The sequence below is a fragment of the Inquilinus limosus genome, from assembly GCF_051487185.1.
GTDB classification, from domain to species: Bacteria; Pseudomonadota; Alphaproteobacteria; order DSM-16000; family Inquilinaceae; genus Inquilinus; species Inquilinus limosus_F.
On the sequence record NZ_JAHVDK010000004.1, the window covers coordinates 101,213 to 115,132 of the forward strand.

A 13,920-nucleotide genomic window follows, 5' to 3' on the forward strand; every position below is an offset into this window, starting at 1 on the left:
TGAGGAGCGGCAGCCGATCCCGCAGGGGGCGACATCGCGCCGGACGGCGCCCCGAATCCGGAATGGCTGAGTTCACGACAACCCCTTCCCGCTGCCGGAATTCTCGCACTGCACAACGGCCAAGTCCAGCTGGACCGCTGCGCTTGGACGGTCTTATATACATACTTGCACGTATGTAAAGAGGAAAAAGGGGGAGAGGAGAAGAAACATGGCACGCCGCACCAAGGCCGAGGCTGAGGAGACCCGGCAGAAGATCCTGGACGCTGCGGAGCGGCTGTTCTTCGTCGACGGGGTGTCGCGCACCTCGCTGGAGCTGATCGCCAATGCCGCCGGGGTGACCCGGGGCGCCATCTACTGGCACTTCAAGAACAAGGTCGAGCTGTTCGAGGCGCTGCACGAGCGGGTGAAGCTGCCGGCGGAGGACATCGTCGAGCGGGCGGTGGCCGACGGCCATCCCGACCCGCTGGGCCTGATCGAGCAGGCGATGATGGAGTGCTTCGTCGCCCTGACCGAGGACGAGCAGCGCCAGCGCGTCTTCACCATCCTGACCTGCCGCTGCGAATATGTCGGCGAGATGCTGGCGGCGCTGGCGCGCCAGCGCGAGGCGCACGACCACATGCGCGCGACGATGAACCGGGCCTTCACCAAGGCGCAGGAATCGGGGCAGCTGAACCCGGCCTGGCCGCCCGAGGTGGCGGCCAGCACCCTGACCTGCCTGATGGTCGGGCTGATGGTCGACTGGATCCGCTTCGGCCGCCGCTTCGACCTGGTCGAGACCGGCACCCGCAGCGTCGGCGAGCTGTTCCGCGCCTTCCGCCGGGAGACGGAGCCGGCGGTCTGCTGAGGCCTCGTCTCGACGATTCGGATCTGCCGGCACCCGAACCGTCGCGACGACGGAGAAGCACCCGAAGCCCGGCCCTGGCTGCGCGCACGACGGCGAGGAGTGCGCGGCCAGGAAACAAAACCGGATTTCCCCGTCTGACGGCGCAAGCCATACTCGCGGGTACCTGACCTGAGGCTCATCTCCTGGTCAGTGCGGGACAGGTGGCATGGAGCGCAGGCTCGCCGCCGTCATGATCGCCGATGTCGTCGGCTACAGCCGCCACAGTCAAGCCGACGAGGAAGGGACGCGCGCCCGGTTCCAGGCCGACCTGCACGAGGTCTTCGAGCCACAGATCGCCAGGCACCACGGCCGGCTGGTCAAGACCATGGGCGATGCGCTGCTGGTCGAGTTCCACAGCGTGGTCGATGCGGTGCGATGCGCGGTCGAGATGCAGCGCAACAAGAAGGAGCGCAACGCCGCGGTCCCCGAGCGCGAGCGCCTCGTCTACCGCATCGGCGTCAATCTCGGCGACGTCATCGTCGAGGGCGACGACATCCATGGCGACGGCGTCAACATCGCCGACCGGCTGCAGGGACTGGCCGATCCGGGCGGCATCGCCGTCGCCGGCACCGCCTACGACCACGTCAAGGCGAAACTCTCCATCGGCTTCGGATTCCTGGGCGATCAGCGGGTCAAGAACATCGTCGAGCCGGTGCGGGTCTACCGGGTGCTGATGGACCCGAAGCACGCCGGCAGGACCATCGACACCGCAGGATGGTCTGCCCGGCGGCGGCTCCTGGCGGCGGCCGCAGTGGCGCTGGCGTGCGCCGCCGTCCTGGGCGTGGCCGTCTGGCAGCCGTGGCGGCCGGGGCCCGAGACCGCAGCGGCTGCGAGCTCCGTGCTCCCTCTGTCCGACAGGCCGTCCATCGCCGTGCTGCCGTTCGCGAATATGAGCGGTGATGCCGAGCAGGGCTATCTCGCCGACGGCCTCACGGAAGACATGACGACCGATCTGGCGCGTGTCCCCGGTCTGCTCGTGATCTCGCGCAATGCCGCATTCCAGTACAAGGACAGGAATGTCGCCCCGGCACAGGTCGCGGCCGAGTTGAGGGTCCGCTACATCCTGGCGGGAAGCGTGCGGCGCGTCGGCGATGAACTGCGGATCAACGCCCAGCTGATCGATGCCACAACGGGCCTGCACAAATGGGCCGAGCGTTTCGAGGGCGCCTGGACCGACGTGTTCTCGCTGCAGGACGACGTCATCCGGAGCGTCGTCAATTCACTGGAGCTGCGGCTGGCGCCCGCCAAGGGAACGGAGCACGCGGCGGGAGGCACGGATAGTCCTGCCGCCTATGACGCGTTCCTGCAGGGCCTCGAGCTCATTCGGCGCGATACACCGGCCGATCTGGCGAAGGCGGTTCCGCATCTGGAGAAGGCGATCCTGCTCGATCCGAACTATGGCGAAGCCCATGCTGCGCTCGCACAGATCTACAAACGCGCCGGCACATCGAGCGAATGGGAGCGAGCCGTGGGCGCTTCCTCCTATGCGGACACGCGGGCCAGGATGGTGGCACATCTGCAGGAGGCCATGAAGCACCCGTCGCCGCGAGCCTTCCGGATCAAGGCGGATCTGCTCCTGAATGTCGAGCAGCACGACGAGGCCATCGCCGACCTCGAGCACGCCATCGCGCTCAACCCCAGCGACTACGAGACGTATGTGTGGATGGCGTACGCGATGAATCTGGCGGGCCGGCCGACAGACGCGCAGCGCTCCATCGATGCGGCCCTGCGCCTCGACCCTCGCGCGTCGGCATGGCTTGGCGCTGACATCGGGTTCACGCAATTTTGTGCCGGCCGCTTCGAGGAAGCCGCGGCAACCCTGGAGAAGCGGGTCGCCGCTCACCCCGAGGATGATTGGTCCGCAGCGCTCCTCGCCGCCGCATATGGCCATCTTGGCCGGGACGCCGGATCGCTCCGCGTGAAGCTGGATGCGTTGGCGGCCAAGACCGGCCATCCTGCATGGACGCTGCTGCTGGCGAATGTGCGGTTCCCGTTCAAGGAGCGCGTCGATGCCGAACGTCTCGGCAGCGGCCTGCGCAAAGTCGGCGTGCCGGAGCTGCCATTCGGCTACGACCCGATGTCGAAGGACCGGCTGTCGGACGACGAGATCGAGTCCGCGCTCTTCGGCCATACACTCCATGGGTACGACGTCGATTCCGGCGCGTCCTGGATTCTCACCTTTGCATCGGATGGGTCCTTCATGTTCTTGAGCGACAGCCGCGCTGCCAGCGCCTCGTCGGAATCGGGGCGCATCGTCAGCATTCACGATCGTGTCATGTGCTGGGGCTACCCGACCACGGGCAGCAGAGGATGCGGCACTCTCTTCCGGGTGCCTGAAGACGCTGTCGGGCGAAGCAACGACCTGTTGTGGATCGCCCATGTGGACCGGATTCACTTCTCGGTCGTCGAGTGAGACGGATCGCCATGGAGCGCAGGCTCGCCGCCGTCATAATCGCCGATGTCGTCGGCTACAGCCGCCATAGTCAAGCCGACGAGGAAGGGACGCGCGCCCGCTTCCAGGCCGACCTGCGCGAGGTTTTCGAGCCGAAAATCGCCGAGCACCACGGCCGACTGGTCAAGACCATGGGCGATGCGCTGCTGGTCGAGTTCCACAGCGTGGTCGATGCGGTGCGATGCGCGGTCAAGATGCAGCGCGCCAAGGAGGAGCGCAACGCCGCGGTCCCCGAGCGCGAGCGCCTCGTCTACCGCATCGGCGTCAATCTCGGCGACGTCATCGTCGAGGGCGACGACATTCATGGTGTCGGCGTCAACATCGCCGACCGGCTGCAGGGCCTGGCCGATCCGGGCGGGATCGCAATCTCCGGCCCGGTTTACGATCAGGTCGGGACGAAGCTGGACGTCGGCTACCATTTCCTCGGCGAGAAGCCGGTGAAGAATGTCGACGCGCCAGTGCGCGTCTATCGGGTGCTGTCGAATCCGGATGCCGCCGGCAAGACGATCGTCGCTGGCGAGCGGCCGATCCGATCATGGCGTCGGCCAGCAGCGGTGGCAGTGGCCGTCATCGTGATCGTCGCCGCAGGAGCGGCCGCATGGTGGCGCCCCGGGGAGCCGCAGCCTGAAGCCGCGATCGCCATGGCCTCCTCGCCCGACAAGCCATCGATCGCCGTGCTGCCGTTCGGCAACCTGAGCACGGATGCAGAGCAGGGCTATCTCGCCGACGGCCTCACGGAGGATCTGACGACGGAACTCGCGCGGATTCCCGGCCTGTTCGTCATCTCCCGCAACGCCGCCTTCACCTACAAGGGAAGGGATGCCGAGCCCGCCCAGGTCGCGGCGAAGCTGGGCGTCCGCTACATCCTCGAAGGCAGCATCCGCCGGGTCGGCGACGACATGCGGATCAACGCCCAGCTCATTGACGCCAAGACCAGCGGCCATCTCTGGGCCGAACGCTACGACGCCGCCTGGAGCGACGTGTTCGAGCTCCAGGACCGGATGATCGAGCAGATCGCCACGGCGCTGAAGCTGCGGCTGATCGACGGTCCGCGCGCTGCTGAAGCTGCAGGCGGCACGAGCGTGCCAGCCGCGTACGAGGCCTATCTTAGGGGATTGGAACAGGAATACCGTGGTACTCCGGACGCTGTCGGGAAAGCCGCTGGATACTACAAGCAGGCGATCGCACTCGATCCGAATTTCGGGCGCGGCTGGGCCCGCCTGGCATCGCTGCATTGGAACGCTCACGGCCAAGAAATGGACGAGGCGTTGCAAATCGTGCCGGATGAATTCTACTCGACGATCGACGGGTTCATGCGAGAGGCCGGAAAGCGTCCATCACCGGCCTATTATCAGGTTCTCGCCGATCTCCTGATTCACAGATGGGAGCCTCAGGAGGCCGTGGCCGCCGCGGAACGAGCGATCGCGCTCGATCCGAGCGATCCCGAGAGCTATCTGCAGATGAGCCTGGCATTGATCTTCAGCGGGCGGCCGGCGGATGGGAAGAGCTATCTCGATGCCGCATACCGCGTCGATCCGCGGCCGGAGGAATGGCGATATTTTCTGGAAGGGCTAGCCGCCTTCTCGATGGATCGTTTCGATGCTGCGGTCGCTTCGCTGATGAGGATCGACTCCAGATCCGGTGCCTTCTGGAGCCGCTTCCACAGCCGGATCGTACTGGCCGCAGCCTATGGGCATCTCGGCCGCCCCGATCTCGCGGCGGCGCTTCGAGGGGAGCTCGATGAACTTTCCAGGGAAGTGCACAGGAACCCCGCGACCGTCATGACGGCAATGATAAATCTTCCCTTCACGACACCGACCGATCGCCATCGGCTGCGCGACGGGCTGCGCAAGGCTGGCGTGCCGGACATCCCATACGGGTACGATCCGACGTCGAAGGATCGATTGACCGGAGAGGAGATCAGATCGCTGATCTTCGGTCATACCGCTCTCGCGCGAAACATTGATTCCGGCCGGGAATGCTCATACACACGGACCACGGACGGGACTCCTTCCATGTCATGTGGTTCGTGGTCGGACGCTGGAAGTACCCCTTGGTTCGACGAGAATGTCATCTGCTATTGGTGGAAGAAAACCGGCGCGGTTTGCGTGACCTACTTCCGAAATCCGGAAGGGTCTGCCGCGACGCGGAACGAATTCATCTCGGTGACCCCGTTCAACCGGTGGGAATTTTCGATCGTCGAGTGACCGAGCGCCGGGCCGGGATGGGGTTGGCACCCTACTCTCCGGCCGCCTGGGTCCGCGGACGGTGGCGCTTGGTCCAGGTGAAGGTCGAGGTGACGCCGAAGTTCCAGACCGAGGACAGGGCGGCGCCGAGGAAGCTGGCCAGGGCCCAGGGCACGTGCTGTTCGAACAGGAATTCCGCCACCTGCAGGTTGATGACGGCGCCGATGGCACAGGCGGCGTAGAAGGACAGGAGGCCGCGCAGGAAGTCGCGGCCGTGCAGTTGCTTGTCGCGGTAGGTGATGCGGTTGTTGAGGGCGAAGTTCGAGGTCATCGCCGCCACGGTCGCCAGCGCCTGGGCCCAGTAGAAGTCCCAGCCGAAGCCATGCAGGAACAGCCCGACGAAGGCGAGCTGCACCGCCACGCCGGACAGCCCGACCATGACGAACAGGATGAAGCGGGCCGGGATGGTGCCGCCCAGCAGCTTGTCGAAGATCAGCATCAGGAATTCCAGGCTCACGGCGAAGTCCAGCTTGCTTTCGCCGCTGAGCCGGCTGCGGAAGACGAAAGGCAGCTCGGCGAAGCGCAGCGGGCGCCCGGCCGAGGCGAAGATGTCGAGCAGGATCTTGAAGCCCTGCCCATTCAGCCGGTCCGCCACCTCCTCGATCAGCGGCCGGCGCAGCATGAAGAAGCCGCTGAGCGGGTCGCTCAGCTCGCGTGGCACCACCATGCGGGCGAGGCGGATGCCGAGGCCGGACAGGCGCTCGCGCTTCTCCGAGAAGCTGCCGAGGTCGCTGCCCGGCAGGAAACGGCTGGCGACGACGATGTCGAGCGTGTCGGCCTTCAGCCGCTCCAGCATCTTCGGCAGCAGCGTCTCGTCATGCTGCAGGTCGGCGTCCATCACCGCGAGATAAGGCGCGCCGGTGGCCATCATGCCCTCGACCGTGGCCGAGGCCAGGCCGCGCCGGCCGATCCGCTTCAGGCAGCGGACATTGTCGCGGGTCTCGGCGATCCTGTAGACCGCCTCGGCGGTGCCATCGGTCGAATCGTCGTCGACGAAGATCACCTCCCAGGCGATCCCGGCGAGCGCCTGGTCGAGCAGCTCGACCAGGCGGCCGACATTGCCGATCTCGTTCAGCGTCGGCACCACCACGGCGAGTTCGTAGCGCATCACTTGGCCATCACCCAGGGCGCGTTCGGCGGCAGCGGCAGCGGCCACGGCGCCTTGAAGCCGCGGGCGGTGAAGACGTGCAGGGTCAGCTCGGCCCGGCCGCCGCGATGGATGATGATGTCCGGCTGCGGCTCGACCGAGGCGAAATAGGGCCGCCAGCGCTCGTCGAACTTCCTCAGGAACTCGTCCTGGCCGATGATCACCGCGTCATGGCCGGCGAAATCCATCTGGTTCCAGCCGAAGGCCAGGTTGCGCGGATCCTGGCACAGGCACAGCACCGGCAGCCGGTCGCCGAGCTGAACGTCGATCTTGCCGGTCTGGTGCCATTGCGTGCCGACCACGAACAGGCCGGGCCGGTCGAACCAGCCCCGCTCCTGCGCCGCCGCGCGGAGATCGGTCCAGTCCAGGCCTTCCAGCGTCGGGTCCCAGATCTCGGTCGGGCCCAGCCCCGGCAACGCGCGCATCCAGCCGGTGGCCGCGTGACTGCCCAGCACCACCAGCACCGCCACGGTGGCGATGCCCGAGGCCTTGAGCCAGATGCGGGCGGCGCGGCTGCCAGCCGCCAGCCACCGCGCCGTGGCGGCGCCGAGCAGCGGGAACAGCAGCAGATAGCCCGGCGCCTGCCAGTGGAAATGGGCGCCGATCCTGGCCCAGGAGGCCACGGCGGTGAACAGCACGATCGGGATGATGGCGAGGCTGACCAGGAACCAGCCGCGCAGATCCTTCGGCCCACGCCACAGGCCGGCGACGAACACCCAGATCATCGGCAGCCAGACCCAGGGCAGAAGCCAGACCGCCTGGCCGGCGATGTTCTGGCCCAGCCAGTCGAGCCGGATGCGCCCGCCGGCGCTGCGGCCGCCCTGGAACAGGAAGGACACCCACTGGTTCTCGGCGTTCCAGATCAGCACCGGTGAGAAGATCGCGACCGCGATCACCACGGCGATCCACGGCGCCGGATGGGCCAGCCAGCGTCGCCGCCCCGGCGTGGTCAGGAGGAACAGCAGCAGCCCCGCCATGATCAGCACGGCGTGGTATTTCGACAGCAGCGCCAGGCCGAAGCAGACCCCGGCGCCGAGCCACCAGCCCCAGGCGGCGCCGGGCGACAACGTCTCCGGCTCCGGCACCACCACCCGGGCGGTGCAGTAGGCGGCCGCCAGGAGGAACAGGAACAGCGGCCCGTCCGGCTGCACCCAGCTGCCGACGCTGAGGAAGAACACGGCCGAGAGGTTGAGCAGCAGCGCCGCCCAGACCCCGGCCCAGGCGCCGAAGAGATAAGCCCCCAGCCGGTACATCAGCCAGGTCGAGACCCCGAACATCAGCACATAGGGCAGGCGCAGCCACAGCTCGGCGTCGCTGAGGCCGATCATGGCGTGGGTGATCCACAGGAACAGCGGCGGCTGGTCGAAATAGCTGAGGGCGAAGAAGCGGGCGGTCGCGACGTAATAAGATTCGCCGTTGCCGTAGCCGAGCGCCCAGGCCAAGGCGAGCCGCAGCAGCCCGCCCAGCACGATCAGCCAGAACATCGCCCCCGGGGGGGTGCCGAGCCGCAGCCCGCCGGCGGACCCCGTGGATCCGGGCCGGGCAGACGCGGCGGAAAGAGCGTCGGTCATCCGCATTCCCAGCAGCCGCCGCCGAGGCGGGCTGCACCTATCGATCTCGCGGATCGGTCGATCCTGCGCGACCGCGCTTCATACCAGCACGGGCCCCGGCCGGCCAGCGCGGATCATTCCGGCCACCGCGACGGATTAGAGCAGCGCGGCGGCGGCCGCCCACCAGCCGCGCCCGGCCAGGGCGGCTTCCGCCGCCTTCGCCGCGGCTGATGTGTCGAACAGGCCGAAGCAGGTGGCACCGCTGCCCGACATCCGGGCCAGGCGGCAGCCGGGCTGCGCCGCCAGCGCCGCCAGCACCTCGCCGACCACGGGCGCCAGCGACATCGCGGGCGCGGCCAGATCGTTGCCGCGCCCGGCCAGAAGGGTGCAGAGCCGCTCCGGCGTCGGCCGCGCCTCGGCGAAGCGGGCCTCGGCCGAGAAGCCGCCGCTGCGGGCCCGGAACACGTCGGGGGTCGACAGCGGCACGCCGGGATTGACCAGCAGGATCGGCATGCCGGCGAGGTCCGGCCCGGGGTCGAGCCGCTCGCCGATTCCGCCCAGCCAGGCGGTGCGGCCCGCGAGACAGACCGGGACGTCGGCGCCGAGCCCGGCCGCGACGTCGGCCAGCCGCGGATCATCCCGCGCCAGATCCCAGAGGGTGGCGAGGCCGCGCAGCACCGCCGCGGCGTCAGCCGAACCGCCGCCGATCCCAGCCGCCACCGGCAGCCTTTTGTCGAGGGTGACGGCAATGCCGTCCGGCCGCCCGACCGCCGCCGCCAGCCGCCGGACTGCACGCAGCGCCAGATTGTCCTCGCCCGCCGGGATCACGCCGCCGAAGGGGCCGGTGACAGTGAGCCGCGGTGCGTTCGCCTCCTCCAGGGTCAGCACGTCGCCGACATCGGCGAAGGCGACCAGGCTGTCGAGCAGGTGATAGCCGTCGTCCCGCCAGCCGACGACGTGGAGATAGAGGTTGACCTTGGCCGGCGCCGTGCCGGACCAGACCTTGCCGGTTTTCGTCACGATCAGTTCGAGGTCACGGGCGTCGGAGTGTCCGGCAGGCCATTGGCGAGCTTCGCCTCGATCTTGTCCTTCGGCGGATCGCCCTCCGTGGTGCGCAGCGCCGCCTCCCACTGATAGCGCGCCTCGACCTTGCGCCCGACCCGCCAATAGGCGTCGCCGAGATGGTCGTTGATGGTCGGGTCCTCGGGCTTCAATGAGATCGCCTTCTCCAGCGTCTCCACCGCCTTGTCCATCTGGTTGGTGCGGTAATAGACCCAACCCAGGCTGTCGATGATGTAGCCGTCGTTCGGCGACAGGTCGACCGCCTTGCGGATCAGCTCCTCCGCCTCCTTCAGGTTCTTGCCGCGGTCGAGCAGCGAGTAGCCGAGATAGTTCAGGAGGTTGGCGTGCTCCGGGTTCAGCCCGATGGCGCGGCGCAGGTCCTGCTCCGCCCGGTCGAAGCGGCCGCTGCGCTCGAGCGCGATGCCGCGGCGGTAGAGGAAGGTCCAGTCCACCTCCTCCAGCCGCTTCTGCCGGCGCGCCGCGTCGTCATAGGCGACGACGGCGGAGGCGAAGTCCTGCTTCGCCCGGTACAGGTCGCCGAGCCGGAGATAGCCGGCCGGGCTGTCCGGCCGCTCCGACACCAGGTCGGAGGCGAGCGCGATGCCCTTGTCGAACTCCTCCAGCCCCTCATAGGCCAGGGTCTCGCGCAGCCGCGCCATCCAGCCGGCCGGGGTGCCGTCCGGCAGCGACTCATAGGCGGCGATCGCGTTCCGGTACTGGTCCTGCCCGGCCAGCACATCGCCCAGCAGGATCTGCGCCACCGGGAAGGAAGGCCGGAGATAGAGCGCGAGGCGGATGTAGATCAGGGCGGTGTCGCCGCCCTCGGCCTCGCGGTCCTGGCTGACGGCGCTGGCGATGTAGAACAGGGCCTCGGCCAGCCCGTCGGCCGGGCTGCCGATGATCGGCTGCGGCCGCTCGCCCTTGTCCAGGCGCTGGACCGCCGGCTCCAGGAGCAGATTGTCGCCGTTCTGATCGGCGAAGGCGCGATAGACCTGACGCGCCTTGTCGCGCTGGCCCTGGCGCTGATAGACGCCGGCCAGCCCCTCGACCAGCCGCACGGTGCCCCCCATCTCGCCCAGCGCCTCATAGGCCTTCTGCGCGTCGTCGAGATCGCCGAGATAGTCGAGCAGCAGCGCCTTCTGGATCAGCGCCAGCGCATCCGGCCGCGGCGGCTGCAGCAGCGGGTCGAGGCTGGACAGCGCCGCCTTGCCGTCGCCGGCGCCGACCCTGAGCCAGGCGGCGATGATCGGCGTCACCGTCTTGGCCGTGCCCGCCGCCTCCATCGCCTTGAGCCGGGTCAGGGCCTCGCGCCACTTGCCCGCCTTGGCGTCATGCAGGATCAGGGTGATGCGGACCAGCTGGTCGGCGGTGTCCGCCGTGTCCAGGCGCTGGGCCAGCTTGGCGGCGCCTTCGACGTCGCCGCCGGCGAGGGTCAGGGTGAAGCTGCGCCGCAGCAGCGCCAGGTTGTCCGGATCCGCGGCCAGCACCTGGCTGAAGAAGCGGCCGGCGGAGGCAAGATCGCGGCTGGCCAGCGCATGGCCGCCGGCGAGATAGGCGCCGGAGACCGTGCGCGGATCGGTGGCGGCCTCGGCGGCCGGCGGCAGCAGGGCCGTTGCCGCGACACAGGAGGCCAGAAGGGTCGTCCGCCAGACGGTCATGCGCGTCCAATTCCGCCGAAAGGTGCCGTGATCCCCCGAAGCTAGGGTGCCGGGCGCCCCCAGGCAATGCCTGTTCGCCGCGACTATAGCCCGCATCTACGTCGGATGGCCGTTGCCGCCGCCCGACTCGCGGCTTGTGCCCCCACGAAAAAACGCTACAGTCGCGCGCGTCGGTGAGACCATGGAAGGCGCCAACGCGGCCGTGACCGGTAAATCCAGCTACACTTACGAAGACCTGCTGTCCTGCGCGCATGGCGAGCTGTTCGGGCCCGGCAACGCCCGGCTGCCGCTGCCGCCCATGCTGATGATGGACCGGATCACCACGATCAACGACAACGGCGGCGCCCATGGCAAGGGCGAGGCCGTGGCCGAGTTCGACATCCGCCCGGACCTGTGGTTCTTCGCCTGCCATTTCGAATCCGACCCGGTGATGCCGGGCTGCCTCGGTCTCGATGCCCTGTGGCAGCTTTTGGGCTTTTACCTCGGCTGGACCGGGGCGCTGGGGCGCGGCCGGGCGCTGTCGACCGGCGAGGTCAAGTTCACCGGCCAGGTGCTGCCCGACGCCAGGCTCGTGACCTACCGCCTGGACCTGAAGCGGGTGATCAACCGGAAGCTGGTGCTGGGCATCGCCGACGGCAGTGTCGCCGTCGACGGCAAGACGATCTTCGAGGCCAAGGATCTCAGGGTCGGCCTGTTCACCTCGGCCGAGGCGTTCTGACGAACCGCGGAGAACGACCATGCGACGCGTCGTCGTCACCGGGCTCGGCATCGTGTCGAGCATCGGCAACAACCAGGATGAAGTCACGGCCAGCCTGCGCGAGGGCCGTTCCGGCATCGTCGCGGCGCCGGAATACAAGGAGCTGGGCTTCCGCTGCCACGTCCACGGCACGGTCAAGCTCGACCCCGCCGACCATGTCGACCGGCGCATCCTGCGCTTCATGGGGCCCGGCGCCGCCTACAACTACATCGCCATGGCCCAGGCCATCGCCGATGCCGGCCTGGAGGAGAGCGACGTCTCGAACGAGCGCACCGGGCTGATCATGGGCTCCGGCGGGCCGTCGACCTCGAACCAGGTCGAGGCGGTGGACATCACCCGCGAGAAGGGGCCGAAGCGCATCGGCCCCTATATGGTGCCGCGCTGCATGTCGTCGACCAATTCGGCGACGCTGGCCACGCCGTTCAAGATCAAGGGCGTCAACTACTCGATCTCCTCCGCCTGCTCGACCTCGGCACATTGCATCGGCAACGGCGCCGAGCTGATCCAGTGGGGCAAGCAGGACATCGTCTTCGCCGGCGGCGGCGAGGAGCTGCACTGGACGCTTTCGGTGCTGTTCGATTCGATGGGCGCCTTCTCCTCGCGCTTCAACGACACGCCGGAGAAGGCCAGCCGCGCCTATGACCGCGACCGCGATGGCTTCGTCATCGCCGGCGGCGGCGGCACGCTGGTGCTGGAGGAGCTGGAGCACGCCCGCGCGCGCGGCGCCAGGATCTATGCCGAGCTGATCGGCTACGGCGCCACCTCGGACGGCTACGACATGGTCGCCCCCTCGGGCGAGGGCGCGGTGCGCTGCATGCGCCAGGCCCTGGCCACGGTCGACGGGCCGGTCGACTACATCAACGCCCACGGCACCTCGACCCCGGTCGGCGACGTCACCGAGCTGGGCGCGATCCGCGAGGTGTTCGGTGACCGGATTCCGAAGATCAACTCGACCAAGTCGCTGTCCGGCCATTCGCTGGGCGCGGCCGGGGTGCATGAGGCGATCTACTCCCTCCTGATGCTGAAGCACGACTTCATCGCCGCCAGCGCCAATATCGAGAATCTCGACCCCGCGGCCGAGGGCTTCCCGATCGTGCGCGAGCGGATCGACAACGCCGGGCTGAACTGCGTGCTCTCCAACAGCTTCGGCTTCGGCGGGACCAACGCGACGCTCGTCTTCAAGCGGTACGCTGCATGACCTCCACTTCGACCGAGAGCCGCGGCGCCGGCCTGATGGCCGGCAAGCGCGGCCTGATCATGGGCGTCGCCAACAACCATTCGATCGCTTGGGGCATCGCCTCGGTCCTGGCGCGCGAGGGGGCGGAGCTGGCCTTCACCTACCAGGGCGATGCCTTCCGCAAGCGGGTCGAGCCGCTGGTCCAGTCGATCGGCGCCAGCTTCCTGGCGCCCTGCGACGTCGAGGACGAGGACACGATCACCACCCTGTTCGATCGGCTGGCCGCGGATTGGGGGTCGATCGACTTCCTGGTCCACGCCATCGCCTATTCCGACAAGGAAGAGTTGAAGGGCCGTTACCTCGATACCACGGCCGACAACTTCAGCCGCACCATGCGGATCAGCTGCTACAGCTTCACCGCGCTGGCGCGGCGGGCGGCAGCGATCATGCCGAACGGCGGCAGCCTCTTGACCCTGACCTATCTCGGGGCCGAGCGGGTGATGCCGAACTACAACGTCATGGGCGTGGCCAAGGCGGCGCTGGAGGCCAGCGTCCGCTATCTCGCGGCCGATCTCGGCCCGCAGGCGATCCGGGTCAATGCGATCTCGGCCGGGCCGATGCGCACCCTGGCCGGCAGCGCCATCGGCGATGCGCGCTACGTGTTCCGCTTCAACCAGCAGAACAGCCCGCTGCGCAAGAACGTCACCCTGGACGAGGTCGGCGGCGCCGCCCTCTACCTGCTGGGGCCGCTGTCGACCGGCGTCACCGGCGAGGTCCATCACGTCGACGCCGGCTACCACGCCATCGGAATGCCGCCGGCGCCGCGCAACAGCGAGGCCGCGGAGGTGTAGCCCCTCCTGAATCGTCATCCCTGCGAAAGCGGGGATCTCTTCGGGTCGGAGAGAGATCCCGTGTCTGCGCCGCGGCACTACGCGCCGCAGCGCGCACGGGATGACGGTGGATGGAGAGCTGATATGATGCCGTCCGG

10 protein-coding genes are annotated in these 13,920 nt (G+C 68.3%); 6 read left to right on the plus strand and 4 right to left on the minus strand.

Going from position 1 to position 13,920, the window contains the following annotated elements; translation table 11 throughout:
- Window positions 1-208: 208 nt before the first annotated feature.
- From KXR53_RS05820 to KXR53_RS05830, 3 genes are all read left to right on the plus strand, one after another.
- Complete coding sequence (locus KXR53_RS05820) at window positions 209-844, plus strand: TetR family transcriptional regulator (protein WP_026872501.1); 636 nt, start codon at window positions 209-211, stop codon at window positions 842-844.
- 205 nt (window positions 845-1,049) lie between these two features.
- On the plus strand, window positions 1,050-3,296 hold the full coding sequence (locus tag KXR53_RS05825) for an adenylate/guanylate cyclase domain-containing protein (RefSeq protein ID WP_437374155.1): 2,247 nt from the start codon (window positions 1,050-1,052) through the stop codon (window positions 3,294-3,296).
- Window positions 3,297-3,307: 11 nt separating this feature from the next.
- Complete coding sequence (locus KXR53_RS05830) at window positions 3,308-5,542, plus strand: adenylate/guanylate cyclase domain-containing protein (RefSeq protein WP_437374156.1); 2,235 nt, start codon at window positions 3,308-3,310, stop codon at window positions 5,540-5,542.
- Between the two features lie 31 nt (window positions 5,543-5,573).
- On the opposite strand, the gene KXR53_RS05835 is transcribed toward KXR53_RS05830, so the two are convergent.
- From KXR53_RS05835 to KXR53_RS05850, 4 genes are all read right to left on the minus strand, one after another.
- Entirely contained in the window at window positions 5,574-6,689 is a 1,116-nt protein-coding gene (locus tag KXR53_RS05835) for a glycosyltransferase (RefSeq protein ID WP_437374375.1), read from the minus strand.
- Window positions 6,689-8,299, minus strand: a complete 1,611-nt coding sequence (locus KXR53_RS05840; protein WP_437374157.1) for a glycosyltransferase family 39 protein — start codon at window positions 8,297-8,299, stop codon at window positions 6,689-6,691. Before KXR53_RS05840 ends, KXR53_RS05835 begins: the two co-directional genes overlap by 1 nt.
- Before the next feature lie 135 nt (window positions 8,300-8,434).
- Window positions 8,435-9,298, minus strand: coding sequence for a 4-(cytidine 5'-diphospho)-2-C-methyl-D-erythritol kinase (locus KXR53_RS05845; protein WP_437374158.1), 864 nt, complete (start codon window positions 9,296-9,298; stop codon window positions 8,435-8,437).
- A 2-nt stretch (window positions 9,299-9,300) separates the two neighbouring features.
- Window positions 9,301-10,998, minus strand: coding sequence for a tetratricopeptide repeat protein (locus KXR53_RS05850; RefSeq protein ID WP_437374159.1), 1,698 nt, complete (start codon window positions 10,996-10,998; stop codon window positions 9,301-9,303).
- A gap of 181 nt (window positions 10,999-11,179) precedes the next feature.
- Between KXR53_RS05850 and fabA the strand changes: the two genes are divergently transcribed.
- From fabA to KXR53_RS05865, 3 genes are read left to right on the plus strand one after another with little or no spacing between them, the layout of a single operon-like run.
- Window positions 11,180-11,716, plus strand: a complete 537-nt coding sequence (gene fabA / locus KXR53_RS05855) for a 3-hydroxyacyl-[acyl-carrier-protein] dehydratase FabA (RefSeq protein ID WP_437374160.1) — start codon at window positions 11,180-11,182, stop codon at window positions 11,714-11,716.
- 19 nt (window positions 11,717-11,735) lie between these two features.
- Window positions 11,736-12,953, plus strand: coding sequence for a beta-ketoacyl-ACP synthase I (fabB, locus tag KXR53_RS05860; RefSeq protein ID WP_437374161.1), 1,218 nt, complete (start codon window positions 11,736-11,738; stop codon window positions 12,951-12,953).
- Entirely contained in the window at window positions 12,950-13,783 is an 834-nt protein-coding gene (locus KXR53_RS05865) for an enoyl-ACP reductase FabI (RefSeq protein ID WP_437374162.1), read from the plus strand. The genes fabB and KXR53_RS05865 overlap by 4 nt, the downstream gene beginning before the upstream one ends.
- The last annotated feature ends 137 nt before the right edge of the window (window positions 13,784-13,920 follow it).